The sequence below is a fragment of the Methylobacterium sp. Leaf118 genome (assembly GCF_920984675.1).
In the GTDB taxonomy this organism is placed as follows: Bacteria; Pseudomonadota; Alphaproteobacteria; order Rhizobiales; family Beijerinckiaceae; genus Methylobacterium.
This window is the reverse complement of the sequence record NZ_CAKLBV010000042.1, coordinates 1-25,703: the sequence shown is the minus strand read 5'-3', so window position 1 is coordinate 25,703 and position 25,703 is coordinate 1. Positions and strand designations below refer to the sequence as shown.

General features: G+C 69.6%; 21 protein-coding genes. 17 read left to right on the top strand and 4 right to left on the bottom strand.

Annotated elements, in window-relative coordinates; translation table 11 throughout:
• Positions 1 to 94 precede the first annotated feature (94 nt).
• Positions 95 to 2,230 carry a hypothetical protein gene (locus LW587_RS16630; RefSeq protein ID WP_232630711.1) on the bottom strand — a complete coding sequence of 712 codons (2,136 nt, stop codon included), beginning with the start codon at positions 2,228 to 2,230 and terminating at the stop codon, positions 95 to 97.
• 395 nt (positions 2,231 to 2,625) lie between these two features.
• On the opposite strand from LW587_RS16630, the gene LW587_RS16625 reads away from it, so the two are divergent.
• The 10 genes from LW587_RS16625 (at position 2,626) to lpxD (ending at position 14,946) form a co-directional block, all read left to right on the top strand.
• Positions 2,626 to 3,693, top strand: coding sequence for a 30S ribosomal protein S2 (locus tag LW587_RS16625; protein ID WP_232630710.1), 1,068 nt, complete (start codon positions 2,626 to 2,628; stop codon positions 3,691 to 3,693).
• A 118-nt stretch (positions 3,694 to 3,811) separates the two neighbouring features.
• Positions 3,812 to 4,732, top strand: a complete 921-nt coding sequence (gene tsf / locus LW587_RS16620; protein WP_232630709.1) for a translation elongation factor Ts — start codon at positions 3,812 to 3,814, stop codon at positions 4,730 to 4,732.
• A 168-nt stretch (positions 4,733 to 4,900) separates the two neighbouring features.
• Positions 4,901 to 5,623 carry a UMP kinase gene (gene pyrH, locus LW587_RS16615; RefSeq protein WP_232630708.1) on the top strand — a complete coding sequence of 241 codons (723 nt, stop codon included), beginning with the start codon at positions 4,901 to 4,903 and terminating at the stop codon, positions 5,621 to 5,623.
• A gap of 123 nt (positions 5,624 to 5,746) precedes the next feature.
• Positions 5,747 to 6,310, top strand: coding sequence for a ribosome recycling factor (frr, locus tag LW587_RS16610; RefSeq protein WP_232630707.1), 564 nt, complete (start codon positions 5,747 to 5,749; stop codon positions 6,308 to 6,310).
• Between the two features lie 192 nt (positions 6,311 to 6,502).
• On the top strand, positions 6,503 to 7,315 hold the full coding sequence (locus LW587_RS16605; protein WP_232630706.1) for an isoprenyl transferase: 813 nt from the start codon (positions 6,503 to 6,505) through the stop codon (positions 7,313 to 7,315).
• Positions 7,315 to 8,169, top strand: coding sequence for a phosphatidate cytidylyltransferase (locus LW587_RS16600; protein ID WP_232630705.1), 855 nt, complete (start codon positions 7,315 to 7,317; stop codon positions 8,167 to 8,169). The genes LW587_RS16605 and LW587_RS16600 overlap by 1 nt, the downstream gene beginning before the upstream one ends.
• A 28-nt stretch (positions 8,170 to 8,197) precedes the next feature.
• Positions 8,198 to 9,376 carry a 1-deoxy-D-xylulose-5-phosphate reductoisomerase gene (gene dxr, locus LW587_RS16595; RefSeq protein WP_232630704.1) on the top strand — a complete coding sequence of 393 codons (1,179 nt, stop codon included), beginning with the start codon at positions 8,198 to 8,200 and terminating at the stop codon, positions 9,374 to 9,376.
• Positions 9,377 to 9,562: 186 nt separating this feature from the next.
• Positions 9,563 to 10,723 carry an RIP metalloprotease RseP gene (gene rseP, locus LW587_RS16590; RefSeq protein WP_232630703.1) on the top strand — a complete coding sequence of 387 codons (1,161 nt, stop codon included), beginning with the start codon at positions 9,563 to 9,565 and terminating at the stop codon, positions 10,721 to 10,723.
• A gap of 548 nt (positions 10,724 to 11,271) precedes the next feature.
• Entirely contained in the window at positions 11,272 to 13,839 is a 2,568-nt protein-coding gene (gene bamA, locus LW587_RS16585) for an outer membrane protein assembly factor BamA (protein WP_232630702.1), read from the top strand.
• Positions 13,840 to 13,884: 45 nt separating this feature from the next.
• Positions 13,885 to 14,946, top strand: a complete 1,062-nt coding sequence (lpxD, locus tag LW587_RS16580) for a UDP-3-O-(3-hydroxymyristoyl)glucosamine N-acyltransferase (protein ID WP_232630701.1) — start codon at positions 13,885 to 13,887, stop codon at positions 14,944 to 14,946.
• A 129-nt stretch (positions 14,947 to 15,075) separates the two neighbouring features.
• Here lpxD and LW587_RS16575 read toward each other — a convergent pair whose 3' ends face one another.
• Both LW587_RS16575 and LW587_RS16570 read right to left on the bottom strand, forming a co-directional pair.
• Positions 15,076 to 16,035 carry a WcbI family polysaccharide biosynthesis putative acetyltransferase gene (locus LW587_RS16575; protein ID WP_442919157.1) on the bottom strand — a complete coding sequence of 320 codons (960 nt, stop codon included), beginning with the start codon at positions 16,033 to 16,035 and terminating at the stop codon, positions 15,076 to 15,078.
• A 27-nt stretch (positions 16,036 to 16,062) separates the two neighbouring features.
• A complete protein-coding gene (locus tag LW587_RS16570; protein ID WP_232630699.1) occupies positions 16,063 to 16,788 on the bottom strand; it encodes a fused DSP-PTPase phosphatase/NAD kinase-like protein in 726 nt (241 codons plus the stop codon).
• A gap of 148 nt (positions 16,789 to 16,936) precedes the next feature.
• Between LW587_RS16570 and LW587_RS16565 the strand changes: the two genes are divergently transcribed.
• Positions 16,937 to 17,443 (top strand): GNAT family N-acetyltransferase, encoded by a 507-nt coding sequence (locus tag LW587_RS16565; RefSeq protein ID WP_232630698.1) that lies wholly within the window; start codon positions 16,937 to 16,939, stop codon positions 17,441 to 17,443.
• Positions 17,444 to 17,590: 147 nt separating this feature from the next.
• On the top strand, positions 17,591 to 18,133 hold the full coding sequence (gene ppa / locus LW587_RS16560) for an inorganic diphosphatase (protein ID WP_232630697.1): 543 nt from the start codon (positions 17,591 to 17,593) through the stop codon (positions 18,131 to 18,133).
• A gap of 141 nt (positions 18,134 to 18,274) precedes the next feature.
• Here the strand turns inward: ppa and LW587_RS16555 are convergent, their stop codons facing one another.
• Entirely contained in the window at positions 18,275 to 19,549 is a 1,275-nt protein-coding gene (locus LW587_RS16555) for an FAD-dependent monooxygenase (RefSeq protein ID WP_232630696.1), read from the bottom strand.
• A 206-nt stretch (positions 19,550 to 19,755) separates the two neighbouring features.
• Here LW587_RS16555 and LW587_RS16550 point away from each other — a divergent pair, with 206 nt between their 5' ends.
• The 5 genes from LW587_RS16550 to LW587_RS16530 all read left to right on the top strand — a co-directional run.
• Entirely contained in the window at positions 19,756 to 20,619 is an 864-nt protein-coding gene (locus LW587_RS16550; protein WP_232630695.1) for an acyl-CoA thioesterase, read from the top strand.
• A gap of 296 nt (positions 20,620 to 20,915) precedes the next feature.
• Positions 20,916 to 21,254 (top strand): P-II family nitrogen regulator, encoded by a 339-nt coding sequence (locus tag LW587_RS16545; RefSeq protein ID WP_108940026.1) that lies wholly within the window; start codon positions 20,916 to 20,918, stop codon positions 21,252 to 21,254.
• A gap of 87 nt (positions 21,255 to 21,341) precedes the next feature.
• Positions 21,342 to 22,832: an ammonium transporter gene (locus LW587_RS16540; RefSeq protein WP_232630694.1), complete on the top strand. Its 1,491-nt coding sequence runs from the start codon at positions 21,342 to 21,344 to the stop codon at positions 22,830 to 22,832.
• 426 nt (positions 22,833 to 23,258) lie between these two features.
• Positions 23,259 to 24,533, top strand: a complete 1,275-nt coding sequence (locus LW587_RS16535) for an outer membrane beta-barrel protein (RefSeq protein ID WP_232630693.1) — start codon at positions 23,259 to 23,261, stop codon at positions 24,531 to 24,533.
• A gap of 185 nt (positions 24,534 to 24,718) precedes the next feature.
• A partial coding sequence (locus LW587_RS16530; protein WP_232630692.1) for a DNA translocase FtsK 4TM domain-containing protein occupies positions 24,719 to 25,703 on the top strand: 985 nt, incomplete at its 3' end.

Sequence of the window (25,703 nt, the reverse complement as noted above, 5' to 3'; positions counted from 1 at the left end):
GCTGCTCCATATCATGACTGAACTGGCCGCCGCTCCCATGTTTTGGCGAGCGGCGGATCGATAATTTGTTCATATTTTCAAGCTGACGCGCGAACTATTCTTTCAAGCCGTCCAGTACGGCCGCTTCAAAGTTGACGGCTGGGTCCAGAAGGGCACAGAACGCTGCGCGGTAGGTTGCTGCGTCGTAGTCCCACTCCGGCTTGCGGCCAAAAGCGTCGGCCTCGCGGCGCACTGTTACGGCAACGTCTGGCGGCGTGGTGAGCTTTTCCATGGCTTCGCGCAGCCCTTCGAGGTCGTATGGATGTGCGCCGCCCCAGAAGCGGTTGAGCACCGCATAGATCCCAAACCTTACCGTCTCGGCATTCTGCCAGCCGTGCCGGTTGAAATAAGCCGGCAGCACCGCGTCCCAGCAATAGCCTTCGTGTTCGCCGTCACGCTTCTCCAGATATACGCGGACGACATCGAGTGCGTCGGGATCGAGGATCGCCAAGGCATGCAGTGCGGAGCCGAGGGCACCGATACCGTTATCCGGGTCTTCCCAGGGCTGCACGCCCTCGCCGCCATCGCCCAGCACTTCGAGGTAGGTGTTCAAAAGGGCGCGAAGTTCATGCACCACGGGCACGTTTCGTTCGACGAGGCCGGCGAAGAATGACGCTTCGTCCATGGTCGACCTACCGACCCGGTAGGTGAAGTTGAGCCTTTCGGTGCTCGCCGGGACCATGTCGCCGAAGCCGTTACGCAGCAGTTTCGTTTGCTTTTGCAGCGCGGCAGCGCAGCTTTCCCGCGTCCAGTCAGGTACCGTGAAGCGCTTGCGTGTTTGCCGGCGCACGAACGCCGCAAAGGCCTTCTCATAGCGGTGCACGGGTGTCTCCGGTGCCAAGGGCTCGATCGAGATCGGGCCTGCGACGCCGTCGAACTGTCTGGGATCGAAGCGGTAGCGCGCAAGTCCAGGCAGAGAACCGCTTTCAATGAAGCGATGTACCGATATGGTCCCATCGCCCTCATGCGTAAAACCTGGACCATACATTCGGCTCGGCTCTCCTGCGAGCCGGATCAACGGGCCGAGCCGGCCATTACGATCCAGGCTTCTCAGGCAATCGTCCGCGAACGATATCCAGATCGTTCCATCGCTCGGACTTTCGATGATCTCGTGGATGAAGGCGTGTGCGGCGAGCGACCAACTTGCTTCATCCTGCAAGTTCGGAGCCGACGGCAAAGCGTCGAGCATATGCAGGGCTCTGTCGCGCGCCACTGTCGCGTCCGTATCGTAGAAGTGCCCTATTTCGAGCCCACGCTTCCAATGCGAAGCAGGTTCGGACCGCACCACGACCGTCATGGGTGACGCGTCGGCATCGGCAAGCGGCCAAAGGTGTACGGAAAGCCCATAGCGGGGTTCGCCGGACTTGGCGGCCTCCGTTGTACCGGCTCGAGCCTGCAGGACTCCTTCGGGGCCTGCGTTCGGAGGCAGGGGTACGAACGCTCGAAACACTCCGGTTTGCCGGCTGTCGATGAAGGCAAGCTCCGCTCGAGGGTCGATCCCGCTCAGAGGGCCGTTGCCGTTGGCGTCACGTAGGATGCGCGCATGGACCTGGTCGGAGTCGGTATCGATGGTCAGCGCCTGCTGGACCTCAGGAGGCTCAGCAGATGGATGGCGAGGTTCCATTCCTTGCACAAGCAGGATCTCGCCGTCTCGGACCTCCCCGAAATAATAGTCGTGTCTGACAACGATGTGTTTCCATCCTTGCTGCGATGCGTCCATGTAGCCGCCTGTCCAATTGGCGTAGGAGGCCGCTCGGCCGTTGTCGGAGTCGACCTTGTAGCATTCGTAGTGCTTGAGGCGAGTAAGGCTGTGGAGATCGATGATCGAAAGGCCGTTGCCCACGACGAACAGCCGATTTCTGTCGCGCGAGAGCCGATGGTGCAGTCGCTTGATGTCTGGCACCTCTGCGTGCCTTGAGAAGCGATTGGCACGTAGATCGTAGACGCTCAGAAGGAGCTCATTTCGCCGGTCTTGTGCACGCCTGCTGCCGACGAAAAGAACCGTGCCGGCGTCGACAATTTCAGCACGATGAAACCGATCTTTTGGAAACGGAATGACAAAAATCGGCTTCTTGCTCACGCCGTATTCAATCGCGACGCCCTCTGGGTCCGTATAGTGCTCGACTCTAAGTTTCATGCCTTGCTGGCCCTCGTACTTATGTTTTTCAATCGGAATGATGCCAAAATTCAATCGTCTGCAACTTTCGGTATACAAAGGGCGGCGCGGAATGGCAATGGCATTTGGCTGCGGGCCTGATATCAAATATAATGGGCTTTACCTGTCTGTAAAATGGTTAGTATGATAACAGGTTAGAAGGTCAGACAGTGAAGGGCTGATCGCAGGACTGAGATGGGCCTCGGGCACACAGCTGTGACGGCGCATCGCTCGGTTCATCCGATCGTCACGCGGCGTCCCGGAGGCGCAGACGAAAACGTTTCCCGCCTTGCGCTTGCCGCCCACCTCTGCTAACGCCCCCGCCCATTCCACACGCGGAGTGGCCTCATGCCTGAATGAGGCGTCCCCGGTGGCCGGCGAACAGCCGGCTGCACCCTCCGCGGCGGTATAACCGGAGAGTACCAAAGATCATGGCCGTCGACTTTTCCATGCGCCAGCTCCTCGAGGCCGGCGCCCATTTCGGGCACCAGTCGCACCGCTGGAACCCGAAGATGCAGCCCTACATCTTCGGCACCCGCAACAACATCCACATCATCGACCTCGCCCAGACCGTGCCGGCGCTCCACGCCGCGCTGCAGGCGGTGAGCGACACCGTCGCCCGCGGTGGCCGCGTGCTGTTCGTCGGCACCAAGCGCCAGGCGGCCGATTCCATCGCGGAAGCCGCCAAGCGCTCGGCCCAGTACTATGTCAACTCCCGCTGGCTCGGCGGCATGCTGACCAACTGGAAGACCATTTCCGGCTCGATCCAGCGCCTGCGCAAGGTCGACGAGACGCTCGAGGGCGGGGCCGTCGGCCTCACCAAGAAGGAGCGCCTCATGCTGACCCGCGAGAAGGACAAGCTCGAGAAGGCGCTCGGCGGCATCAAGGACATGGGCGGCGTGCCCGACCTGCTGTTCGTGATCGACACCAACAAGGAGCAGCTCGCGATCAAGGAGGCCCAGCGCCTCGGCATCCCGGTCGCCGCCATCGTCGACACGAACTGCAACCCGGACGGCATCTCCTACATCGTCCCGGCCAATGACGACGCCGGCCGCGCCATCGCGCTCTATTGCGACCTGATCGCCCGCGCGGCGATCGAGGGCATCGGCCGCGGCCAGGGCGCACTCGGCATCGATGTCGGCGCCTCCGAGGAGCCGACCGCCGAGGAGCTGCCGCCCGCCAACGACGACGTCGTGGCCTCGGTGGCCTCCGACGCGATCGCCCCGGCCGATGTCGCGGCGCTCGCCGAGTCGACCGAGCATTTCGAGCAGCTCGCCGCGCCCCGCGGCGCGCCCGACGACCTGACGAAGCTCACCGGTGTCGGCCCGCAGCTGGTGCAGAAGCTCAACGATGCCGGCGTGTGGCACTACTGGCAGATCGCCGCGATGCAGCCCGACGACGTGGCCAAGCTCGACACCGACCTGAAGCTCAACGGCCGCATCGGCCGCGACGGCTGGATCGAGCAGTCCCGCGCCTTCGTCGAGGCCGCCGCCGCCTGATCGCGTCGTCGTTCCGCCGCCGGGCCCGCCCCGGCGGCGTCCCTGTCACATCCCTGCAAAGCCCGGTGCTTTCAACGAGCGCCGGGCTCACTCACTTCAAGACCTCAAGAGGATCGCCATGGCCAACATCACTGCCGCTCTCGTGAAGGAGCTTCGCGAAAAGACCGGCGCCGGCATGATGGATTGCAAGGGCGCGCTCAACGAGACGAACGGCGACCTCGAGGCCGCGGTCGACTGGCTGCGCAAGAAGGGTCTCGCCAAGGCCGCCAAGAAGGCCGGCCGCGTCGCCGCGGAAGGCCTCGTCGCCGTCGAGTCCGCCGGCCGTCACGCCGCGATCGTCGAGGTGAATTCCGAGACCGACTTCGTCGCCCGCAACGACAGCTTCCAGGCCTTCGCCCGCGAGGCCGCCAAGCTCGCGCTCGACACCGACGGCACCCTCGAGGGTCTCCAGGCCACCCCCTTCCCGGGCGCGACCGAGACGGTCCAGGAGAAGCTCTCGAACCTCATCGCCACCATCGGCGAGAACATGACCCTGCGCCGCGTCGCCAAGCTGGAAGTCGGCAAGGGCGTGATCGCGAGCTACGTCCACGGCCAGATCAGCGACGGCCTCGGCAAGATCGGCGTGCTCGTCGCGCTCGAGTCCGAGGGCGACGTCGAGGTTCTCTCGACACTCGGCCGCCAGATCGCCATGCACGTCGCCGCCACCAACCCGGTGGCGCTCGACGCCTCGGGCATCGACACGGCCGTGGTCGAGCGCGAGAGCAACATCCTGCGCGAGAAGAACGCCGGCAAGCCGGACCACGTGATGGCCAAGATCGTCGAGAGCGGCCTGAAGAGCTACTACAAGGAGGTCACCCTCCTGGAGCAGCCGTTCGTCCATGACGGCTCCAAGACCATCTCCCAGGTCCTCAAGGAAGCCGCCGGCAAGGCCGGCGCCGAGGTCAAGCTCACGGCCTTCGTGCGCTACGCCCTGGGCGAGGGCATCGAGAAGGAAGAGGCGCCGGACTTCGCCGCCGAAGTCGCGAGCATGTCGCGCTGATCCGAACCCGCCATCGCGGGGCGACCGGCGACGAGGGCGGATCGCCGGCCGGTTCGCAGGGTGGATCTGTTTCAGGGGCGGCGGCAGCGATGCCGCCGCCCCTCGACGTTCGGGGCCCCGTGTTGCTAGAAGCCGCGGCGCTGCCTGCCCCGAGCCGACGAGGATCCGATGCCGGAGACGACGCCCTATCGCCGTGTCCTGGTCAAACTCTCGGGCGAGGCGCTCGCCGCCCCCGACGGGTATTGGCTGCACCCGCCGCTGCTGGCCGGGCTCGCCGAGGATATCCGCAGCGCCATCGGGCAGGGCATCCAGATCGCGGTGGTGGTCGGGGGGGGCAACCTGATCCGCGGGGGGCGCATCTCCCAGGCCGGCTGGATCGACCGGGCGACCGGCGATTCCCTCGGCATGATGGCGACCGTGATGAACTCGCTCGCCCTCGAGACGGCGCTCAACGCCGCGGGCGTCCAGGCGCGGACCATGTCGGCGGTGTCGATGCCGACGATCTGCGAGACCTATGCCCGCCAGCCGGCCCTGCACCATCTCGACAAGGGGCAGGTCGTCGTGCTCGCCGGCGGCACCGGCAACCCCTATTTCACCACCGACACCGCGGCCGTGCTGCGCGCGGCGGAATTGCGCTGCGACGCCGTGCTCAAGGCGACGCAGGTCGACGGCGTCTACTCCGCCGATCCCAAGCGCGACCCGGAGGCGGTCCGCTACGACTGCATCACCCACGACGAGGCCATCGCCCGCGACCTCAAGGTGATGGACACCGCCGCCTTCGCGCTGGCCCGCGAGAGCCGCCTGACCATCGTGGTCGGCTCGGTCCACGCCCCGAGTTCGGTCACCGCGATCCTCACCGGCGCCTCGGTCTCGACCCGCGTGGTGCCGTAGGCGGGCCCGCCGCGTCTTCCGTTTGCGGCTCCACGGATTTTCGTTCATGTAGCCCCACCTGCGCGCGGGGGCTCCTGCCCGCGCGCCGATCTGCCACCCGGACGCGTCGGGACTTTTCGCACCATGGCCACACCGGATTTCGACCTCGGCGACATCAAGCGTCGCATGCAGGGCGCCATCGCCTCGCTCGGCAAGGATCTGGGCTCGCTGCGCACGGGACGCGCGACGCCGAGCCTGGTCGAGCCGATCAATGTCGAGGCCTACGGCTCCATGATGCCGATGGCGGGCGTCGCCACCGTCAGCGTGCCCGAGCCGCGCCTCCTGTCGATCTCCGTCTGGGACCGCTCGATGGTCACCGCCGTCGAGAAGGCGATCCGCGAATCCGATCTCGGTCTCAACCCGATGACGGAGGGACAGACCATCCGCCTGCGCATTCCCGAGATGAATGAGCAGCGCCGCAAGGAGATGGTCAAGGTCGCCCACAAATACGCCGAGGAGGCCCGCGTCGCCGTGCGCCACGTGCGCCGCGACGGGCTCGACATCCTCAAGAAGCTCGAGAAGGACGGCGCCATCAGCCAGGACGACGAGAAGCGTCAGGCCGGCGATGTGCAGAAGGCCACCGACGACGCCATCGCCGAGGTGGATTCGGTGCTGGCCTCCAAGGAGAAAGAGATCATGCAGGTGTGAGGTCGCCTGTCTGATCGAATGCAGGGACGTCCCGAACGGCAAGCCTTTCGGTCGGGCAAGCCTTTCGGTGAGTAGGCCTTTCGGTGAGGCGCCGGGGCGAGGCTCCGGCCTCCCCGGGGCTCCGCCCTGGATCCGCGAAAGGCCTCGCCCTTTCCACAACATGACGATGTCGGCCTGACGGGGGAGAGGCGGTTGGTTCGCTCGGAGGGCGCCCGGCAGATCGGGGAGGCGGACATCGCGCCCGACGGCGCGGCGCGCCCAACCCCCCGGCCCGACGGCGCGGCGCGCCCGGCCCCGCGGCACGTCGCCATCATCATGGACGGCAACGGGCGCTGGGCCCGCGCCCGCGGCCTGCCGCGCTTCGAGGGGCATCGCCGCGGGGTCGAGGCGGTGCGCCGGACCGTGCGCGCGGCGATCGCCCTCGGGGTCGAGTATCTGACGGTCTACAGCTTCTCCTCCGAGAACTGGCGGCGGCCGCCCTCCGAGGTCGCCGAGCTGATGGGGCTGCTCAAGCTGTTCGTGCGCGGCGACCTCGCCGATCTCCACGCCAGCAATGTCCGCGTCCGGGTGATCGGCGCCCGCGACGACCTCTCCCGCGACATCGCCGGGCTGCTCGCCGAGGCCGAGGAGCGCACCCGCGCCAATACCGGCCTGACGCTGGTGGTGGCCTTCAATTACGGCGGCCGCCAGGAAATCCTCCGCGCGGTGCGGCGCATCGCGTCGTCCGTCGCCGACGGTCGGCTTCGGCCGGACGACATCGACCTGACCACGGTCGCGCAGGCCCTCGACACCGCCGGCATCCCCGATCCGGACCTTGTGATCCGCACGTCGGGCGAGCAGCGCCTGTCGAACTTTCTGACCTGGCAGACCGCCTATGCCGAGTACGTGATCGAGCCGGGCCTCTGGCCGGATTTCGACGAGGCCGCCTTCCGGGCCGCGCTCGCCGAGTATCACCGCCGCGACCGCCGCTTCGGGGGCCTCGGCGCCGGGGACCGGGCCGGCTGATGGGCATGCCCGAGGCGGCTCCGCCCGCGCGCGCGCGCTTCGCCAACCGCGAGTTCCGCCTGCGCGTCGTCTCCGCGCTCGTGCTCGGCGCCGCCGTGCTCGGCACGCTGGTCGTCGGCGGCTGGGCCTTCGCCCTGGTCTGGCTCGTCGCCGGCATCGTCGGCTCCGCCGAATGGCTCGCCATGACCCGATCCGAGCCGCTGCTGCCGCTCCTCGTCGCCACCGGCACGACCCTCGCCGCCCTGCTCGCGGGCGCGCTCCTCGGCGCCCCCGCCTGGGCCCTGGCCCTCGTCCTCGTCCTCGGCAGCGCCGTGCTTGCGGGGCTGGGGCGCGCGCCCATCCGGCGCAAGGCGGTGCTGGGCCTCCTTGGCGGCGCCGTCGTCGCCCTGGTGCCGACGCTCCTGCGGATCGATCCGGCGATCGGCCTCGTCGGGCCGGCCTGGATGTTCGCGGTAGTCTGGTCCACCGACATCCTGGCCTACTTCACCGGCCGCCTCGTCGGGGGCCCGAAGCTGATGCCGCGGGTGAGCCCCAACAAGACCTGGTCGGGCGCCCTCGGCGGGCTCGCCGCCGGGATCCTGGCCGGGACCGCGACGGTGCTCGTCGCCCGCGGCCAGGGCTGGGACGCGCTGCCCGCCGTCTCCGCCCCCGTCGTCGCCCTCGTCAGCGGCCTCGCCTCGATCCTGAGCCAGGGGGGCGACCTCGTCGAATCCTCGCTCAAGCGCCGCTACGGCGTGAAGGATTCCGGCCGCTCGATCCCCGGCCATGGCGGCGTCATGGACCGTCTCGACGGCTTCTTCGCCGTCGCCCTGCTCGCCGGCCTCTGCCTCGCCGCCCTGCGGCTCTCCGCCTGACCGCCGGCCGCCCCAAGGAACTTCTGCCGTGAGCCTCACCGTCACCGTCCTCGGCGCCACCGGATCGATCGGCCGCTCCACCACCGATCTGCTCGCCCAGCATGCCGGCCGCTTCCGCGTCGGCGCCCTGGTGGGGGGCAAGGACGCGGCGGCTCTGGCCAAGCTCGCCCGGGAGATGAAGCCCGATTTCGTGGCGCTGGCCGACGAGGCCGCCGGCCCGGCTTTGGCCGAGGCGCTGTCCGGCTCCGGCATCCCGAATGGGGCGGGCGAGAGCGCGGTGCTGGAGGCGGTGGCCCGCGAGGCCGACATCGTCGTCGCCGCGGTGAGCGGGGCCGCCGGCCTCAAGCCGACGCATGCGGCGCTCCGGCTCGGGCGCACCATCGCGCTCGCCAACAAGGAAAGCCTCGTCTGCGCCGGCGACGCCTTCATGCGCGACGCGGGCCGCTACGGCGCCCGCATCCTGCCGGTCGATTCCGAGCACAACGCGCTCGCCCAGGCCATGGGCGACGGGCGCGTCGCCGACATCGCGACCATGACGCTCACCGCCTCCGGCGGCCCGTTCCGCACCTGGACGCGGGAGCGCATCGCCGCCGCGAGCCCGGCGGAGGCCGCCGCCCACCCAACCTGGTCGATGGGCATGAAGATCAACATCGATTCCGCCTCCCTGATGAACAAGGGGCTGGAGCTGATCGAGGCCCACCACCTCTTCGCCATCGACGCGGCGCGGCTCGCGGTGATCGTCCATCCGCAATCGATCGTGCATGGGCTGATCGCTTGGCGCGACGGCGCGGTGACGGCGGGGCTCGCCATGCCGGACATGCGGGTGCCGATCGCCCATTGCCTGGGGCTCGGCGACCGCCTCGAGATCGCCCGCGGCCGCCCGCTGGATCTCGCGGCCACCGGCAGCCTCACCTTCGAGCCCGCCGACGAGACGCGCTTCCCCTGCCTGCGCGTCGCCCGGGCGGCGCTGGCCGATGGCGGGGCCGCCCCCACGGTGATGAACGCCGCCAACGAGATCGCCGTCGCGGCCTTCATCCGCGGCGCCATCCCCTTCTACGGCATCGCCGCGCTGGTCGAGCGGGCGGTCGAGCGCTTCGCCGCCCTCCACCGCCGGGCGCCGCAGGATGTCGAGGAGGCCCTCGCCATCGATGCCGAGGTGCGCGCCTGGAGCCTGGAAGCGGTGCCGGCGGCCCGCGCGGCGGGGTAGGTCCGAGGCCCGCCGGATTAACCTTGGCTGCGGTGAGTCGGGGACCGGAACGTCGCGACCGGGGACGGTCCGGGCGAAAGGCTCTCGCGCCGGAGCCCGCGGCGTGCGACGATCCGCGGCTTGCGGGCCGTGCGGTCGCCCTGCCAGGGCGGGCGCTTGAGTGATTGCGGCCGAGAGGATGGCAGCATGGATTTCCTGGGCAGCATGGGAGGCAACGCCGCCGGCTTCTTCGGCGCGTTGATCCCGTTCCTGATCGTGCTGACCATCGTGGTCTTCGTCCACGAGATGGGGCACTTCCTGGTCGGGCGCTGGTGCGGGGTCGGCGTCACCGCCTTCTCGATCGGCTTCGGACCGGAGCTTCTCGGCTTCACCGACCGGCGCGGCACCCGCTGGAAGCTGTCGGCGATCCCGCTCGGCGGCTACGTCAAGTTCGTGGGCGACGCCAACGGCGCCAGCGTTCCCGATCCGGCGGCGGTCGCCCGCATGGACCCGCACGAGCGGGCGATCAGCTTCCCGACCCAGCCGGTGGCCAAGCGCGCCGCCATCGTCGCCGCAGGGCCCGTCGCCAACTTCATCCTGGCGATCGCGGTGTTCTCGGGCGCGATCTATCTGAACGGCCGCTACGAGACGCCCGCCCGGGTCGAGGCGGTGCAGCCCGGCAGCGCCGCCGAGCGGGCCGGCTTCCAGCCCGGCGACGTGATCCGCTCCATCGACGGCGAGGCCATCGCGACCTTCGGCGAGATGCAGCGCGTCGTCTCGGGGGCGGCCGGCTCCTCCCTCGCCGTGACGGTCGATCGCGGCGGCGAGGAGAAGACCCTGACGGCGGTGCCGGACCGGATCGAGGACCGCACGCCCTTCGGCCGCCACCGCTTCGGCCGGCTCGGCATCAACGGCCCGCGGGGCGATGCGGCCAAGCTCGTGCATTACGGTCCCTACGAAGCCCTCCGGCTCGGCACCTACGAGACCTACTTCGTGGTCGAGCGCACCTTCGACTACCTCGGCAAGCTGGTGACCGGGCGCGAATCCGCCGACCAGCTGTCCGGGCCGATCGGCATCGCCCGGGTCTCCGGCGAGGTCGCCCGGGTCGGCGGCGTCGGCGGCCTGATCGGGCTGATCGCCCTGCTCTCCGTCTCGATCGGGCTCCTCAACCTGTTCCCGATCCCGCTCCTCGATGGCGGCCACCTGCTCTTCTACGCCTTCGAGGTGGTCCGCGGAAAACCCCTCAGCGAGCGGGCCCAGGAGATCGGCTTCCGCATCGGTCTGGCCTTCGTGCTGATGCTGATGCTGTTCGCCGCCTGGAACGACGTGCTCAATCTCGGCGCGTCCCTGAGCCAGCGCGCGAGCTGACGCGCGGCGCCTCCCGGAACGGAGCAAGCGAGCCTCTCGGGCCCCGGGGCGCATCGGCACCCTGACGGGAGCCAGCATCCCTTGCCCGGGCGAGGCCAGCGACGACCCGCGCGACGCGCCGGCGCTGCCGTCCTGTTCCAGCCTCGATCACGGCCCGGCCGCCTCGGCCGGGCCGTTTTCGCGTGGTGGGTTCGGCCGGGCCGCGGCCCCGTTCGGGCCGCCGGTTCCGCCCCGCGCGACCCCCGGCGGGGCGATCGGATCACGGTTAACGGGGGCTTTCGCGGATCTCGTCCCGATCCGAAAAGCCCAGGTTCTGGCCACGGTTACGCCTTATTCACCTTGTTTCGCGATCCTGTGGGCAAGCCCTGCGCCGTTAAGTGGCGCGAAGGCAACGACCCCCCAAAATCCCTTAACGCCGGAGTGCCCCCGCGTTGCGTCGCGGGGGAATCCCGATACAAGCGTGGCTGGGACCAGAGGGCGGCGCGTCTCCCAAGGACGACTGCCTGCGGGTGCGAACCCGTGCTGACAAAAAAGAGACGGGCGATTACATGATGTCGATGACGGGAAAGCGCCGACGCAAGTCGGCGGAGCGGGCCATCGTTCTGGTCGCCACCGCCGCCGGTGTGATCCTCGGCGGCGCAGTCGCCCAGGCCCAGCAGATCGTCGTCGAGGGCAATCGCCGCGTCGATGCCGACACGATCCGCTCCTATGTCACCGGTACCGCGTCCGGCTCCCCCGAGGAGGCGCGCCGCAATCTTCTCTCCACCGGCCTCTTCGCCGACGTGCAGGTCTCGGCGCGCGGCGGCACCACCGTGGTACGCGTGCGTGAGAACGGCGTGATCGGCCGCGTCTTCTTCGAAGGCAACAAGAAGGTCGAGAAGTCCACGCTCGAGGGCATCGTCGAGTCCAAGGAGCGCGGCGCCCTGAGTCAGGCGGTCATCGCCGCCGACGTGGAGCGCATCCGCGAGGTGTACAAGCGCTACGGCCGCGGCACCGCCAAGGTCAGCTACCGCCTCGTCGACCTGCCCAACGGCCGTTCCGACGTCGTGTTCACCGTCGATGAGGGTGACAAGACCGGTATCCGCTCGATCAACTTCGTCGGCAACCGCGCCTATTCGGAATCGACTCTGCGCGGCCTGATGACCTCGACGGAGATGAACTTCCTCTCCTTCATCAAGACCTCCGACGTGTACGATCCGGACCGGATCGCCTCGGACGTCGATCTGGTCCGCCGCTACTACCTCAAGAACGGCTACGCCGATTTCCGCGTCGTCAACGCCGACGCGCGCTACGTCGAGTCCCCGGACGATGCCGGCTGGGCCGTCACCGTCACGGTCGACGAGGGCGAGCAGTATACCGTCGGCGCCGTCGCCGTGGATCCGCGCATCCCCGGGATCGATCGCGAGGCGCTGGACGATCAGATCCGCGCCCAGGTCGGCGACGTCTACAACGCCGAGGACGTGGAGCGGACCCTCGTCGGCGTGACCAACGAGGTCAACCGCCAGGGCCATCCCTTCGCCCAGGTGCGTCCCACCGGCCAGCGCGACCGCGCCACCCGGCAGGTCTCCCTCGGCTTCGTGGTCGAGGACGGCCCGCGCGTCTACGTCGAGCGCATCAACGTCCGCGGCAACACCCGCACCCGCGACTACGTCATCCGCCGCGAGCTCGACCTGACCGAGGGCGATGCCTACAACCGCGTGCTGGTCGACCGGGCGGAGCGCCGCCTCAACGGCCTCGGCTTCTTCAAGAAGGTCCGCTTCTCCAACGAGCCGGGCTCGGCGCCCGACCGCGTGGTCGTGAACATCGATGTCGAGGATCAGCCCACGGGCTCGTTCTCGGTCGCGGGCGGCTACTCGACCCAGGACGGCATCATCGGAGAGGTCTCGGTCTCCGAGTCGAACTTCCTCGGCCGAGGCCAGTACGTCCGCGTCGCCGGCCAGGGCGGCCAGTACGCCAAGGGCTTCGACTTCTCGTTCACCGAGCCGTACTTCCTCGGCTACCGGCTCGCCGCCGGGTTCGACGCCTTCTACAAGTATTCCGACCTGACCCGGTACTCGCGCTACGAGACGACCGTCTATGGCGGCCAGCTCCGCGTCGGCCTGCCCATCACCGAAGATTTCGGCGTCACCTTCCGCTACTCGCTGTACAACACCGAGCTGTCGATCCCGAACACCGTCAAACGGCCCTACAACGACTGCTCGTCGCCGATCCCCGGCTACACGCAGATCCAGGGGTCAACGCCGGCGAACCCGATCTACGCCACGGGTGCGGCGGGAGAGCAGGCGCTCTATCCGAACTGTGCCTTCGACGGCGAGGCTTCGATCGCGCTCAAGGGATCGCGGGGCTCGACCCTGACCTCGCTCGCGGGCGTGACGCTCGCCTACTCGACGCTGAACAACCTGCAGCGGCCGACCAACGGCTTCTATGCCGAACTGAAGCCCGACGTCGCCGGCATCGGCGGCGACTCCAAGTTCTTCCGCGTGACGGGCGACGCCCGTTACTACAAGGAGCTGTGGGAAGACGTCGTCGGCTTCGTCCGCCTCCAGGGCGGTCATATCTCGGCCCTGAACGACCAGCCGCTGCGCATCACCGACCAGTTCTTCCTCGGCCCGTCGCTGGTCCGCGGCTTCGCCCCGAACGGCATCGGCCCGCGCGACGTCGGCATCGCCGACACCCGCTCCAACGCCATCGGCGGCACCACCTATGTCGGCGGGACCCTCGAGATCCAGTTCCCGATCTGGGGCATTCCGAGGGATCTCGGTCTGAAGGGTGCCGTGTTCGCCGATGCCGGTACGCTGTTCGGGTATAGCGGATCGCGCAGCTTCAACGTGAACGGCGACGCCTTCATCAACGGCATCGGCCCCGGCGGGCAGTGCGACTACGCGAGCTTCGGCGCGAACGCGATCAAGGTCGAGCCGGAATGCGTGAACGTGCGCGACAAGGCGACGATCCGCTCCTCGGTCGGTGCTTCGATCCTGTGGAACTCGCCGCTCGGCCCGATCCGCTTCGACTACGCCTATGCCCTGAGCCGCGACGAGGGCGTGAAGACCGCCTTCGGCCGGGTCGGCCAGGATCAGACGCAGGCCTTCCGCTTCTCCGGCGGATCCCGCTTCTGACCTCATGACGCGCCGAACCTTCCCGGCTCGGCGCGTTATCGTCTCATGTCAGATCCCGTCTTCATCACGCCGAAAGGCGGCCTGAGCCTCGGCGATGTCGCCGAGGCCTGCGGCGTGTCCCTGCCCGAGGGCGCCGACCCGAGCCGTCCCGTGACCGGCGCCGCCCCGCTCGAATCGGCCGGGCCGTCCGAGATCGCCTACATGGACAATGCCCGCTACGGCGCGGCCCTGTCCGCCACCCGGGCCCTCGCCTGCCTCGTCTCGCCGCGCTTCGCCGCCCGCGTGCCCGAAGGCACGGTCGCCCTCGTCCTGCGCGATCCCTACCGAGCCTATGCCGGGCTTCTCGCTCGCCTCTACGAGGAGGCGATGCGGCCGGGCTCGCTGTTCGGCGCGTCCGGGATCTCGCCCGGCGCCCATGTCCACCCGCAGGCTCGGCTCGAGGACGGGGTGCGGGTCGATCCCGGCGCCGTGATCGGCCCGGGCGCGGAGATCGGGTCCGGCTCGGTGATCGGCCCGGGCGCCGTGATCGGGCCGAACGTGCGGATCGGGCGCGACAGTTCGATCGGGGCGGGCGCCACCCTGACCCATGCGCTGGTGGGCAACCGCGTCATCGTCCATCCGGGCGCCCGAATCGGTCAGGACGGGTTCGGCTTTGCCATGGGGCCGGGTGGCCATCTCAAGGTGCCGCAGGTCGGCCGCGTCATCGTTCAGGACGATGTCGAGATCGGCGCCAACACCACGATCGACCGCGGCGCCTCCCGCGACACGGTGATCGGGGAGGGGACCAAGATCGACAACCTCGTCCAGATTGCCCACAACGTGGTGATCGGCCGCCATTGCGTGATCGTCTCGGGCGTCGGCATCTCCGGCTCGACCACGCTGGAGGATTACGTCGTGCTCGGAGGCCAGGTCGGCGTGGTCGGCCATCTGCGCATCGGCATGGGCGCGCAGATCGCCGGCTCCTCCAACGTCAACCGCGACGTGCCGCCCGGCTCGCGCTGGGGCGGCACCCCGGCCAAGCCCGTGCGGACCTGGTTCCGCGAGATGACCACGCTCGCCCGCCTCGCCGAGCGCGCGGGGCCCGGCGGCGGCGAGCAGGACGACTGATCGGCGCGGGCCGAATCGCGGCCGCTGCTCTTGTGTATCGACCGGCGTTTGTTCTCCCGTCGCGGCGAAACGGTCCCGCGCCGCCTCGGCTTGTTCCGAGGGCCGGCCTCCGCCGCTCGGGTCACAGAGCTAGCGAAACATCTCCCGGATCTCGGGCACGTTGCCCCAATGCGTGACGCGGTGGCAGGTCAGCGTCTCCCGCCTCTGCCGCCGGTAGAGGGCGAAGCTCTCCTGCACGAAGGTGTCGAGGCCGAGCGTCGCGGGCGGTGCGGCGCCGCGTTGCCGCCGCTTGAACACGGTGGAGCCCGGCACCCCGTAGAGGGTCGCGACCGCCGGGTAGACCGGCCAGATCGGATCGTCGAGGAGGCTGTCGGGCGCGTAGGCCTCCACCGCGACGGCGCGCGCTGCGATCCCCGCCTCGCGCAGGAGCCGGGCGGCGAGGTCGCCGAGCACCGCCAGGCGGGGGTGATTGATGTTGTGCATGAACAGGCCCGTGCGCGACCAGCGCAGCAGCTCGGCCGACAGGTCGAAGCCGATGGCGCGGCTCGATCCGATCAGGTCGGCGGCGGCCTCGTCCCAGGCGGTGAGATAGCCCAACCGCGCGAAGACCTCCTCGCGGTAGAGCGCCAGCGTCGCCGCCGCCGAGAGGCCGCGGAGATAGCCGTAGAGGGCGATGGCCGAGTGGTAGGTGCCGAGCGGCGAGGGCACGAGCCGGGTGCGGGCGAGCGAGCCGAGGTCGCCGACATAGACCGCATCGGGGTGGAAGGCGGTGAACACGATCGCGGGAAACAGCCGCGCCCGCGGCAGCCGCGCCAGGAGCTGCTCCGCGCCGCCATCGGGGAAGAAGCCCGTCGGGAAGGGCTGCGAGAACACGTGGTCGCAGGCGGCGAGGCCCGCCGCGAAGGCGTCGAGGGAGCGGTCCCGCCGACCGAGTTCGGCCATCGGGATCAGCCGCACCCGCGCCCCGGGCGCGAGGATGCGCAGGGCCTCCGCCACGCCGCGCGCCTGGCAATTGCCGATCACGGCGATGCGCGGGCCGGACCCGCTGCCGTCGTCGAGGGGGGCGCTCCGCGGACGGCGGGCGAACAGGCGTCGGAACGACAAGGCCAAGCCGGTTTATTCCCGCCGCAGCACGCGGTCGACGGCGAGGTCGGACCAGAAGCCCGGGCGGAAGCCCCGCTTGAGCGCCTCCGGATCGTAATCGTGCTCGACCCACTCCGTGAAGCTCTGACCCCGGGCCTCGCCCTCGCGCAGATAGGCGGCGAAGAAGGCGTCGAGGATCCCGGTCTTGGCGAAGCGGAAATGGCCGTAGCGCGGCGAGAGCTGGGCCACGGCCTCCCGCACCGGGCGGCCCTCGTGCAGGATCAGGAACAGGGCGGCGCCGAGGCCCGCCCGGTCGGCGCCCGACTTGCAGTGGAGCACTGCCGGGTAGTCAAGCCCGGCGAAGAAGGCCTTCGCCCCCAGGATCGTGTCGCGGGAGGGCGCCTCGCGGGAGCGCAGCACGAACTCGACGAGGGTCAGCCCCTGCTGCGTGCAGGCCTCCCGCTGCAGGGGCCAGGAGCCGTGCTCGCGCCCGCCGCGTAAGGACACCACCGTGCGCACGCCCTGGCGCTTGAACCAGGCGAGCTGGTGCGGACTGGGCTGGGCCGAGCGCCAGACGAGGCCGGACCCGATGCGATGGCGATTGGGATAGACCAGCCGGAAGATGCCGTGATCGACGAGCAGCATGCTCGCCCAGGCCCTCGCCCGGGAGGTCGGCCCGGCGATCGGCGTCTCGAATCGCGAGACGCGCGGCGTGCGTCGCGCGCGGCGCATCGCGGGGGGCAGGAAGCGATCGAACACGGGCGGGCGGCTCGGGGCTTTCGGAGCGCTCCTCTACCAGCCCCCGATTCGCGCGACAACGCGCCCCCCGCGTGACCGCTTTCGCCGTTGCCGAACCGCGCCGTTTGCCCCCATCATGCCGTCTCCTCTCGGAGGCGGAGCCGGTCCTATGGCGACGAACACGGTGAGCATCCGCCGCGCCCGCGCGGCCGACGCGGCCGGTCTCTCGGCGGTGTTCGACGCGTCCTGGCGCGAGGCCTACCAGGGCGTGATCCCGGGTCTGGCCCTGGAGCGCTTCCTGGCCAAGCGCGGGGCATCGGCGTGGGGGACAATGATCGGCGGCGGCCGGGGCCTCGCCGTGGTCGAGTTCGGCGAGACGATCGCGGGCTACGCCGCCTATGGCCGGGCGCGCGAGCGGACGATGCGGGCCGACGGCGAGATCGACGAACTCTACATCGCCCCGGAATTCCAGGGCCTCGGCTTCGGCACGCGCCTGTTTCGGGCCGTGCGCAACGACCTGATCGACCGCGGGCTGACCCGCATCGGCGTCTGGGCGTTGGCCGACAACGCCCGGGCCTGCGCCTTCTACGAGCGCCTCGGCGGCGTGCCGGGCCCCGAGGGAATCGAGCGGGTGTCGGGCGTCGGCCTGCCGAAGGTCGCCTACTTGTTCACCTGAACGGTGTTGCGAAGGCCATAGAGTCCCGCCTCGTCGAAGGAACGATTTTCTTTCCGGTCCGAGCACTCTAAGACTGCACCCTGCCGCGATAGGGCCTCAAGGCCGCCTTCGCGCAGACGGGCGGCAGGATCAGGAAAGCTCAGGACAATGGACATCAACGCCATTTCGATCGGCAAGAACTCGCCGCACGACGTCAACGTGATCGTCGAGGTGCCGATCGGCGGCGAGCCGATCAAGTACGAGATGGATAAGGAGGCCGGCGCCCTCGTCGTCGACCGGTTCCTCTATACGGCGATGCATTACCCGGGCAATTACGGCTTCATCCCTCATACCCTGTCGGGCGACGGCGACCCCTGCGACGTGCTGGTGGCCAATACCCGCGCCATCGCGCCGGGCGCGATCATCAGCGTGCGCCCCGTCGGCGTGCTGGTGATGGAGGACAATGCCGGCGAGGACGAGAAGATCATCGCCGTCCCCTCGCGCCATCTGACCAAGCGCTACGACCGGATCGAGAACTACACCGACCTGCCGGACATCACGCTCCACCAGATCCAGCACTTCTTCGAGCACTACAAGGACCTGGAGCCCGGCAAATGGGTCAAGGTCGTCCGCTGGGGCGACAAGGAGGAGGCCCAGCGGCTGATCCTCGAGGGCGTCGAGCGCGAGAAGGCGTCGAAGGCCAAGGGCTGACGCGGGGGCTTGGCTGACGCGGGGGGCCTTGGCTGACGCGGGGTCTCGGACGGGCGCGCCCTGTCCCGGGATTGCGGGGCGCGGCCCGGACCTGTCCCCGTGCGCCCCGCCGGGGGACGATCCCTCGGGACGCCCGATCGTCTACAGGGCTTCGCCGCGCAGCAGCCGCGGGCCCTGTGCCCGCCGGCCGGCCGCCTGGCCGATGAAGAAGCGCTTGAGCCCGGGCATCCGATCGACGAGGCCGAGGCCGAAATCGCGGGCGAGCCGCAGGCCGAGGCTGTCGTTCGAGAACAGGCGGTTGAGCCCGTCGGTCGCCGCCGCCATCGCCACGGTGTCGAAGCGGCGCGCCCGCTCATAGGCCTGCAGCACCTCGTCCGTCCCCGGATCGAGCCCGAGCCGCAGGGCGCCGGTCACGGCCTCGGCCAGCGCCGCCGCGTCGGCGAGGCCGAGATTGAGCCCCTGGCCTGCCACCGGGTGGATGACATGGGCGGCGTCCCCGAGCAGCGCGAGGCGCGGGGCCCGGAACGACCGGGCGATCCCGAAGGCCAGCGGGTGCGCCGAGGGGCCGTGCTCCAGGGCGATCCGGCCCAGTTCCGACCCGAAGCGGCGCTCGATCTCGGCGAGGGTCTCGTCCGCATCCCCGCCGAGCAGAGCCGGCACGTCGGCGCTGCGCTCGGTCCAGACGATCGAGGAGCGATGCCCGAGGGCGCCGCCCGCCCGCAGCGGCAGGATCGCGAAGGGACCGCTTGGCAGGAAATGCTCGAAGGCCCGGCCCTCGTGGTCGCGGGTGTGCTGCACCGTCGCGACGATGCCCGACTGGGGATAGGACCAGCCGATCCAGCCGATCGAGGCCGCCTCCCGCAGGCGCGAGCGCGCCCCGTCCGCGGCCACCACCAGCGCGGCGGTCTCGGGCTCGCCCGCGCTCAGATCCACGCGGATGCGGCCTCCCTCCGGGACCGCCGCCCGCACCCCCGCCGGAACGAGCCGCACGCCGGCCGCCTCGGCCGCCTCCAGCAGCGCCGCGGCCAGGGGCTCCGCCTCGACCATGTGGGCGAAGGGCTCGCCCTCCGCCCGCAGCTCGGCCTCCGCCTCGGCGTCCCCGAAGGTCAGGAAGACCGGGCGGACCGGATCGCCGACGCGGCTGTCGCTGATCACGAGGCGGCGCATCGGCGCGGCCGCGGCCTCGATCCGCCCCCAGAGGCCGAGCTGCGCCAGCATGCGCCGCGGGCCCGCCGCGACGGCATAGGCCCGCCCGCGATGGCGCGCGGCGCCGACCGAAAGGCCGGGATCGCACACGGCGACCGAGAGGGCGTCCCGGTGGGCCTGCTTCAGAGCCACCGCCAGGGTCAGACCCGGCAGGCCCGCCCCGGCGACGAGCAGGCTGCGGCTCCCGGAGCGGCGATCGGTGGCGGCCATCGGCGTGTTCCTCCCGCGCGGCATCCGCGCCCGCATTCCTCGTGCCCGTCATAGCCGGACCGCGCTCCGGCCGCACCCGCCCACCCATGGGGCGGTGGGCCGCGCAGGCGCCCGGGCCCCGTGGCGCCGTCCGCGCGGGCCGCTATCCTAGTCGCCACGGGCCCTGGGCCCACCCCACGACCGAAACGCCGCCTGCGAAAGCCGTCATGTCCGATCCCGTCGACACCCTCCTCTCGATCCTCGATCTGGAGCGCCTGGAGACCGACCTGTTCCGGGGAGTGAGCCCGGCGATCGGCTGGACGCGGGTGTTCGGGGGGCAGGTCGTCGCCCAGAGCCTCGTGGCGGCCTCGCGCACCGTGGTGTCGTCGCGCCCGCCGCACTCGCTGCACGCCTATTTCCTGCTCGGCGGCGATCCCACGATCCCGATCATCTACGAGGTCGAGCGCATCCGCGACGGCGGCAGCTTCACCACGCGGCGGGTCAAGGCGATCCAGAGGGGCCAGGCGATCTTCGCCATGTCGGTGTCGTTCCACGAGGCGGAGGCCGGCCTGGACCACGCCGCCGCGCCGCCGGACGTGCCGGGGCCCGAGGCACTCGCTGATGCCCGCAGCCTCGCCACGGCCGGGAGCACCATCGTGCCCGCGCCGATGCTGGCCTATTTCACCCAGGCCTGGCCGATCGAGCTGCGCCCCGTCGAGGCCGAGCGCTACCGCGACCGCACGCCGAGGCCCGCCCGCTACCATGTCTGGATGCGCGCCACCCGGGCGCTGCCGGACGATCCGGCGATCCACCGGGCCGTGCTCGCCTACGCCTCCGACATGACCCTGCTCGACGCCACCCTGATCCCGCACGGGCGTACGGTGTTCGACCCCGACATCCAGTCGGCGAGCCTCGACCACGCCCTGTGGTTCCACCGCCCGTTCCGGGCCGATGCGTGGCTGCTCTATTCGCAGGAAAGCCCGAGCGCCGCCGGGGCGCTCGGCTTCGCCCGCGGCACTCTGCATGACGAGGAAGGGCACCTGATCGCCTCCGTGGCCCAGGAAGGGCTGATCCGTCCCCGCCGCCGCTGAGCGGGCCGCGCCGCCGCCGCGACGCCGGGGCTGGCGTCGAGACAGGCATTTCGAGGGGAATTGCCGCCCAAATGGCGCGAATGCCTTTTTTGAAGGCAGTTCGTCCGCGGGCATTGCCCGCCCGCCGCTCAAGCCCCGCTCAGCATCTGGGCATCGGCGCGAATCCGAAAAAGGTTCCGCTTGGCATAGTCCTTGAATGAGGGCGCCCGGACGCAGGGTCTTTCGACCTCTGCGGAACCTGGGTCTCGGCCGTACGCGGCCGGCGGTGGAACGAACAACGCAAAGGGGCGCCGCCCATGAAAATCGTGATGGCGATCATCAAGCCGTTCAAGCTGGAGGAGGTTCGCGACGCCCTAACCGGGATCGGGGTGCACGGCCTGACCGTGACGGAGGTCAAGGGCTACGGGCGGCAGAAGGGCCATACCGAGATCTACCGCGGCGCCGAATACGCCGTGAGCTTCCTGCCGAAGCTCAAGATCGAGGTGGCGGTCGCCGCCGACCTCGTCACCAACGTCATCGACACCATCGCCGGGGCCGCCCGCACCGGCCAGATCGGGGACGGCAAGATCTTCGTGATGCCGCTGGAGAAGGCGGTCCGCATCCGCACCGGCGAGACCGATGTCGACGCGCTCTGACGCGCGACCGCTCCCGCCCGCGCCGGCCCGCCGCCCGTCCTTTCCCCACAGCGCTCTCGCCTTGAAGCGATCAGGAGCTTTCCGTCCATGAAACTTCGACACCTCCTCGCGCTCGGCCTGGGAGGGGCCGTGCTCGGTCTCTGCCTCGTCGAGCCGTCCCTGGCGCAGACGCCGGCCCCGGAAGCGGCCCCCGTCGCGCCCGTGCCCAACAAGGGCGACACCGCCTGGATGCTCCTCTCGGCCATCCTCGTGCTGCTCATGACCGTGCCGGGCCTCGCGCTCTTCTATGGCGGCCTGGTGCGCACCAAGAACATGCTCTCGGTGCTGACCCAGGTCTTCGCCATCGCCTGCATCGTCTGCCTGCTGTGGGTCGCCTACGGCTACAGCCTCGCCTTCACCAACGGCGGCGGCCTCAACGACTTCATCGGCGGCTTCAGCAAGGCCTTCCTCAAGGGTGTCGATGCCAATTCGGTGGCGGCCACCTTCTCGAACGGCGTCGTGATCCCCGAATACGTCTACATCTGCTTCCAGATGACGTTCGCGATGATCACCCCCGGCCTCATCGTCGGCGCTTTCGCCGAGCGGATGAAGTTCTCGGCTCTGATCGTGTTCACGATCCTCTGGGTGACGCTGATCTACTTCCCGATGGCCCATATGGTCTGGTACTGGGGCGGCCCGGATGTCTTCGCCGACGCCGCCCGCAAGCTCGCCGCCGCGGGTGGTGAGGCGAATGCCGCCGCCAAGGCCGAGTACGACGCCGTGCTCGCCGATGCCGGCCTGCTGTTCAAGTGGGGCGCCCTCGACTTCGCCGGCGGCACCGTCGTGCACATCAATGCGGGCATCGCCGGCCTCGTCGGCTGCCTGATGCTCGGCAAGCGCATCGGCTACGGCCGTGACCTGCTCGCCCCGCACTCGCTGACCATGACGACGATCGGCGCCTCGCTCCTCTGGGTCGGCTGGTTCGGCTTCAATGCCGGCTCCAACCTCGAGGCCAACGGCACCACGGGTGTGGCGATGATCAACACCTTCGTGGCCACCGCCGCGGCGGCCGTGTCCTGGCTGTTCGTGGAATGGGCCGCCAAGGGCAAGCCTTCGCTCCTCGGCATGCTCTCGGGCGCCATCGCCGGCCTCGTCGCGGTGACCCCGGCCGCGGGCTTCGCCGGCCCGATGGGCTCGATCGTGCTCGGCTTCGTCGCGGGCGGCGCCTGCTTCGTGATGTGCTCCACCGTGAAGAACGCCATCGGCTACGACGACTCGCTCGACGTGTTCGGTGTCCACTGCGTCGGCGGCATCCTCGGCGCCCTCGCCACCGGCATCCTGGTCTCGCCCGATCTCGGCGGCGCCGGCATCCCGGACTACACCACGAAGCCCGGCGAGCTGGTGCTCGGCACCTACGATATGACCGCCCAGCTCATCACCCAGGCCAAGGCGGTGGGCTTCACCATCCTGTGGTCGGGCATCGGCTCGGCGATCCTCTACAAGCTCGTCGACCTGACGATCGGCCTGCGCGTCACGCAGGAAGAGGAGCGCGAAGGCCTCGACATCGCCGATCACGGCGAGCGCGCCTACAACTACTGACCCGCATCCCCCATCGGAGACTCGTCCTGGACATCGCATCCGGGGCGAGTCTCCGAGCGTCTCCTCGGCGCCGGCTCTTTCCGAGAGCCGGCGCCGACATTCCGGCGGATGCCACAATCGTCGGAAGGGCCCTGGCGCGACAGCGTCGGGGCCCTTCGCGTTTCGAGGCCCGCCGCGCCCCGGCGCCGCGGGCGATCAGGGCCCGCCCCGACGACGGACATCGCCCGCTCGCGCGGGACGGCGTGAGAATGGGAAGCGTCCTTCCTAGGGGGCTCCAGTAAATGTGATCGATCGGCAACAGGTCTTTGGCATCGCCCAAGCGTGGCCGTAATTGCCTAAACGTTGGGCAGTTGCCCGAAACTTCATTTTGCGGTGCAGCCGGCTCTACGGCACCTTGACCGTATCAAGAAACCGGGGCTGAGCTCGATGACCGCGAAACTGCATTTGAAGGCCTCGGTGGCCGCCGTCTCCCTCCTTGTCGCCGGGCCGGCACTGGCTGCCGACATGCCGATGAAGTCCGCGCCGCCGATCATCGCCGTCGAGCATTGCAAGGCCGCGATCTCGAGCCCGACCTTCGGCGGTCTCATCAAGGCGAACCCGAACCCGGCCTGCTTCACCACCGGCATCGGCGACATCTATGTCGGCGGCGCGGTGACGGGCTTCGCCTACACGCAGACCAACGCGTTCGGCATCGTCGCCCCCGGCGGTGAGTTGGACCGCTACGGCCGCGTCGACTTCACGAACCTCCAGGCCTGGATCCAGAAGGCCGACGGCCCGCTCCAGTTCTACGTCCATACCGGCCTCTACTCGATCCCGGCGCTCGGCCTGCCGCTCTACTCCTCCTTCGAGCAGACCGAGTCGCTGTTCGGACCGGTGCCGGTCGCGGTCGGCAAGTGGCAGATCAACGACGAGTGGTCGATCCAGGCCGGCCGGATGTTCACCAACATCGGCTCCGAGCTATTGTTCTCCTACCAGAACCTCAACATCTCCCGCGGTCTGGTGTTCAACCAGGAGAACTTCATCAACCAGGGCGTCCAGGTGAACTACGCCAGCGGCCCCCTGGCGGCCTCGATCTCGGTCAATGACGGGTTCTATTCGGGCCAGCTGAACTGGGTCACCGGTCTCATCACCTACAAGCTCGATGATTCCAACACGATCGGCATCAACGGCGGGACCCATTTCAGCGACTTCGACTCCTCGACCCGCAGCCCGCGCTTCCAGTTCGCGACGATCAACTCGCTGCAGAACAGCAGCATCGTCAGCCTGAACTACACCTACGCCAACGGGCCGTGGATCATCTCGCCTTACGTCCAGTACACCAACGTCGCCAGCAAGCCGAACTACTTCACCCCTCTGGTCGGTGCTGAGACCTGGGGCGGCGCCCTGCTCGCCGGCTACGCCTTCAACGAGAACTTCGGTCTGGCCGGTCGCGTCGAGTACATCGCCCAGTCGGGCACCCGCGGCGACTTCGCCGGCGTGACCGCCACCAACGTGCTGTTCGGACCGGGCAGCTCGGCCTTCTCGTTCACCATCACCCCGACCTACACCTGGGAGCGCTACTTCATCCGCGGCGAGTTCGCGACGGTGCAGGCCTACGACGTCGCCAAGGATTTCGGGCTGGGCGTCGGCGCCGGCTTCGGCCGCAACGGCCTCAAGAGCTCGCAGGAGCGCTACCTGATCGAGACCGGCTTCACCTTCTAAGAGACCCACGCCGCCCGCGCTCTCACGCGGGTCGGCCGAGAGCGATCGAAGCCCCGGATCACCTCCGGGGCTTCCGTCGTTTCGGGGGCGGGCCACCGTGTCGTGCGCTGCCGCCGATGCTTAGCCCGCCGTTAACGCGCCGGTGTTAGCCTTACCGCACCGTTGCCATCGGTCCGGTATCCCGCATGCGTTCCCTTCGCCGCTCCGCGTCGCCCTACGACACGTTCGTCGACAGCCTGCGGCCGTTTCTGGCCAAGCGCTTGACGGAGTGTGGCGGCCTCATCCTCTTCACCGGCGCGGTCGCGCTCACCGTCGCCCTGGCGACGTGGTCGATCGCCGATCCGAGCCTCAACCACGCCACCGACCAGCGGGCGCACAACGTGCTCGGTCGCCCCGGCGCGGTGGTGGCCGATCTCGCCATGCAGCTCCTCGGCCTCGGCTCGATCGTGCTCGCTTTGCCGCCCGTCCTGTGGGGCGTGCGGCTGATGCGCGAGCGCGACCTGCCGCATGGGGGCCTGCGCATCGCCCTGTGGTGCGTCGGCGTGCTCTCGGCCAGCGCGGTCGCGAGCGCCCTGCCGCCCACCGCCCGCTGGCCCCTGCCCACCGGCATGGGCGGCGTGGCAGGCGATGCCCTGCTCGCCGGAACCCGGATGCTGATCGGACCGCTCGCCGCCTTCGCGGGTTTCGTCTTCGCCGCCATCGCCATCCTCAGCCTGACTGCGGCCTGCCGGGTCGCCAAGCCCGTCTTCGAGGAAGAGGACGAGTCGCCCTACGCCGCCGTCCGCGCCCCGGTCCGGTCCGGCGGCGGGTCCGGGCGCGCCGCCGAGCGCCACGATGCCGACGAGCCGAGCCTCGGCATCCTGTCGCTCGGGGCCGTGGCGCAGGCGGTGATGCGGGGACGCGCCTCCCTGCGGGACCGGGTCGAGTCCTGGAAAGCCCCGGCGGAGGAGGCGGACGGCGTGGCCTATGCGGGCAATTCCCCCGCGCTCGCCGCCCGCCGCGCCTTCGCCGATGCGGAGGAAGCCCCGTGGACGCCGCAGGCTCGCGAGCGTGCCGTCCCGACCCGCCGCGAGCCGGTGTTCGACGAGGCCCCCGACGAGGGGGAGGAGGCGCCGTCCCCCGCCTCCCGCCGCCCGGCCGCGCTCCCCGCGGACGAGGACGAGGAGGCGT